We start from the raw sequence: 3,953 nt of genomic DNA on the forward strand, positions 1-3,953 counted from the left end.
CATCACACGGCTCATCTTTGGCTCCCCCCTTCATGCCAGATGCCGCGCGCTATAACCTTCCTACAAGCTTGCAGAGGAGGCGCTGAACCGGGGTGCGTGACATCGGTGCCGTTTCGATAATTTTCTGGGGGAATTTTGGCGCGCGCTCGAAATTCTCCGAACGATTGCTGTCGAGCAGATCGCCGCTCTCTGCCTGTGCAACGAGGTCGGTGATCGTCTCAAGGGCGCTGTCCATCTCGTTCTCGCGCTCAGTCACCGCGCGTTCCCGTTGCGTGAGGGCGGCATTCTGACGTGCTGCGGCCTCCCGGCGCGCCTCAAGCGCTTCTTGCTCCATTCCAATCTGTTTTGCCTTCTGGCTCTGTGTCTGTTCCTTTTCCTCTAACGCCTGAGACTTTTTGCGATTTGAAAGAAGCAAGTCCCGCTGTGCGGCTTCAACCTTTGCGATGCCCTTTGCCTACGCCTTGCGCGCTATATTGCACAGTCGAGAGCCGTTCCATTCTGGGGCCATGCCGCAGCAGGCCACAGGGTTTTCCAACGGCCTCATAATATCTGTCCTGAAAGGACGTCATCGCGGCCTCATAGGCCGCTTTGTCTGAGTGTTTCCGTGATTGTGTCTTACGTTTGAGGTGCAGATATTTGTCGTTCTCGCGCTTCCAGGCGTCGAGCACCTCGCCATTGCGCTGCTCGACCTCGGCGCAGCTCTCCTCCCATGCTGCGAGATCCTCAACATATGCCGCTTCGCGTTTGGCCTGTGTCATGCGGTTCTTTGAGGGTTTAGGGCGCTTGGGTTTGGAGGGCCGGGGCTCGAGTTCCGGGCGGGGCAGGGAGGTGATTGTCTGTGCTGGCCCGTGCTCCTCTCTCCACTGTGCGGCCGCGCATTTTCCGACATGAAGCTTGTTTGCGCTTAGTTTCGGATCCGCCATGTTGAGCGCGAGAATGTGGATATGGACGTATTTCTCATCGAGATGTAGCACGGCGGAAAATTCGATGTCCGCTGGCATCCGGGATACGAAATCCTTCACCACCAATTGCGTCCATTTTTTCACTTCCGCGCGGTCGTCTTTGGAACATGCGCGATATTCTTCGGAGGCTTTGTTGCACAAACCGGCTGATGTGCGAGCTTCCCCCTTCCCCGGACACACTTATCCTACGGCCTCTGTGATGGGTATGCCGAGCGCGGTGAATCCGTTCATGACGGCGACACGAACCTGAAGTTCGGCGACCTGACGTTCAGGGGCCCGTGCCGAGAGGCGTTGGCCCAGCAGCTTCATACAGTGCATCTTCGTCTCGACGCGACTTCGGCGGTGGTAGCCACTCCATTTTCGCCAGAGCGCTCGGCCGAGGTATTTCGATGCGCGGAGGGCCTCGTTGCGCGCAATCGCGCCAGCCGTGTCCGGTTTCCAGGGTTTGGCATTCTTGCGGGGCGGAATGACAGCGGCAGCGCCCCGGTCGGCGATGGCATTGTGGCACTTTCGGGTATCGTAGGCGCCGTCCGCAGTGACGCTGCCGATCACCTGGTCGGGCGGGATCTGATCGAGCAATTCGGGCAGCATGGGCGCATCGCCGATGTCGCTGCTGGTGAACTCGACTGCCCGGATTTCCAGTGTTTTCTCGTCAATCCCGAGGTGAACCTTGCGCCACACACGGCGTTTGGTACCGCCATGCTTGCGGGCATTCCATTCACCTTCGCCCTCTACCTTGATGCCGGTGCTATCGATCAGAAGGTGCAGCGGGCTTTGCGCCCCACGATAAGAGATGCTCACGTCCCTTGCCTTCTGTCGGCGCGATAACGTACTGAAATCTGGCACCGACCAGTCCAGCCCGCTCAACTGCAAAAGGCTTTCGACGAAGCCGGTCGTCTGCCGGAGGGCCATGCCGAACAACACTTTCATTGTCAGACAGGTCTGGATGGCACAATCGCTATACGTCTGCTGGCGGCCGCGCTTGTCTGTCGGCGCAGCCTCCTATGTCATCTCGGGATCAAACCAGATCGTTAGTGAACCGCGGCGCTTGAGCGCTTCGTTATAGCTCGCCCAGTTCTTGATCTTGTACGTCGGGGGTGTCGGTCTGCTCATGCCAACCAGCTATCACGCTGGATTCAAGAGATGAATCCCCAACACGATTTGCGCAACAGAGCCGCGCAGACGTAGCAATTTCAGAAACATTGACCGGTGTTGATGTAAAGCGCCACATTTCTGTGTCTAAAAGAAAATCTCACGCAGAATATTCATGTTAGAGCCTCGCGAACACGCGCCGTCTCGTGGAGCATCTCGGTCAGATGTGCGATTTCGGGGCGCTCGGTCATCTCGCGCTTCATCGTCAGACCCACGGCGCCCGACATGAACTGCGCGCCCAGCGGCAGGCTGACCAATTGCCCCGAGTCGAGTTCGCGCGCGATCACTCCGCGCGAGATGAACCATAGCATGTCCGAATTCTCCAGCAGCCCGAGCCCGGTCGCGAGAGAGACCGTCTCGATCGTGCAGCGCGGCTCGGTGATGCCCTGCGCGCCCAGATAGTCGTCGACGATCCGCCGGATGATCGCGCCGCGCGTGGGCAGGATCAGATCGCAATGGCGCAGCGCTTCGGCGGCACTCGCCTGGGCGAAAGGATGGCCGCGCCGGGCGGCGAGGATCACCTCTTCCTCGTAGAGGAAATCGAAGCGCAGCCCCGGCATGTCAGCGGCGGCGGGCATCCGACCGATCATCAGGTCGAGCGCGCCCGAGCGGATCCGGTCGAGCAGATAGAGGTTCGGCCCGGTGCTGATCGAAAGCCGCGTGCCGGGGCGCGAGCGGGTGAAGGCCAGCGCCACGCCCGGAAAGAACGAGCCCGCCACGGTGGGCAGCGCGCCTACATTGACGACATCGCCCGCGCTATCGCCGCTCAGCGCCGCCGCCCCGGCCTCCAACTCGTGCAGTGCCTGGATCGCGTGGCGGCGGAAGGTCTCGCCCGCGGGCGTCATGTGCAAACGCCGGCCGCGGCGTTCCAGCAAGGCCCCGCCCAGCATCGCCTCCATCTCGGAGAGCGTCTTGGAGAGCGCGGGCTGAGAAATCCCCTGTTTACGCGCAGCCGCAGAGACGCCCCCAGCCTCGACCGTGTCGAGGAAGGCCCGGATGTGACGCAGTTTGAGACCCTTATGTATAGTCATTTGGTTATGTATTACCGTGCATTTTGTATTTGGCTCAAGCAAAAACTTGAGAAAAGATTATGCCGGGAGGACGAAAATGCACGCGCTGAAATTCGACTGGGGTCATGTTCATTACCGTGAGGACGGTGTTGCGAACGGGCACCCTATCATTTTTCTGAACTCGCTCGGCACCGATCTTCGGATGTGGGAAGGGCTGGTCGCACCGCTCGGGGCGCATCGTCTCGTGCGGATGGACAAGCGCGGCCACGGGCTCAGCGCATGCTCGCCCAAGGCGCCAACGATCACCGATCTGGCGCGCGATGCGCTCGCGGTGGCGGATCATCTCGGGATCGCGCGGGCCGTTTTCGTCGGTTGCTCAATCGGCGGGGTGATCGCGCAGGAGATCGCGCGTATGGCCCCCGAACGGGTCGAGGCGCTGGTGCTGAGCAACACCGCCGGAAAGATCGGCACGCAGGAAAACTGGGCTGAACGGATCGCCGCTGTGCATCAGCAAGGCCTGCTCGCGAAGATCGGAAGAGCACACGTCTGAACTCCAGTCACGTGAAACGATCTCGTATGCCGTCTTCTGCTTGAACAAAAAAAAAACATAGACCTCCTCGAAAGAATCTAAACCGTAACAGCAAGACTCACTCTATGTCCTCACCAACTACTTTTCCATAAGCACTAAGAATACGACGACGCACACGCCCCACTAATACAAGAGCGCATACACTTTCATATCCACTGATATGCGCACAGTATGCATCACCGTACGTATAGTTCACCTGTAAGCTACGAGTCATCCGACTCAACTTGCGTACAACTAAGT

3 protein-coding genes and 1 pseudogene are annotated in these 3,953 nt (G+C 59.4%); all 4 read right to left on the reverse strand.

Features of this window, described 5'->3' with window-relative positions; all coding sequences use genetic code 11:
- Nucleotides 1-49: 49 nt before the first annotated feature.
- The 4 genes and pseudogenes from QZ571_RS18275 to QZ571_RS18290 all read right to left on the reverse strand — a co-directional run bounded on the left by QZ571_RS18275 (nucleotide 50) and on the right by QZ571_RS18290 (nucleotide 3,145).
- Nucleotides 50-415 (reverse strand): hypothetical protein, encoded by a 366-nt coding sequence (locus QZ571_RS18275; protein WP_295537582.1) that lies wholly within the window; start codon nucleotides 413-415, stop codon nucleotides 50-52.
- Between the two features lie 16 nt (nucleotides 416-431).
- Nucleotides 432-1,142: a plasmid recombination protein gene (locus QZ571_RS18280; RefSeq protein ID WP_295537584.1), complete on the reverse strand. Its 711-nt coding sequence runs from the start codon at nucleotides 1,140-1,142 to the stop codon at nucleotides 432-434.
- Nucleotides 1,143-2,075: pseudogene (locus QZ571_RS18285) on the reverse strand (IS5 family transposase).
- 152 nt (nucleotides 2,076-2,227) lie between these two features.
- Nucleotides 2,228-3,145, reverse strand: coding sequence for a LysR substrate-binding domain-containing protein (locus tag QZ571_RS18290; protein ID WP_295537586.1), 918 nt, complete (start codon nucleotides 3,143-3,145; stop codon nucleotides 2,228-2,230).
- Between the last annotated feature and the right edge of the window lie 808 nt (nucleotides 3,146-3,953).

The organism is uncultured Thioclava sp., assembly GCF_913064665.1.
GTDB classification, from domain to species: Bacteria; Pseudomonadota; Alphaproteobacteria; order Rhodobacterales; family Rhodobacteraceae; genus Thioclava; species Thioclava arctica.

Coding starts and splice junctions, on each gene's coding strand:
- QZ571_RS18290 (WP_295537586.1), bottom strand. CDS start 3,145: ATGACTATACATAAGGGTCTCAAACTGCGTCACATCCGGGCCTTCCTC.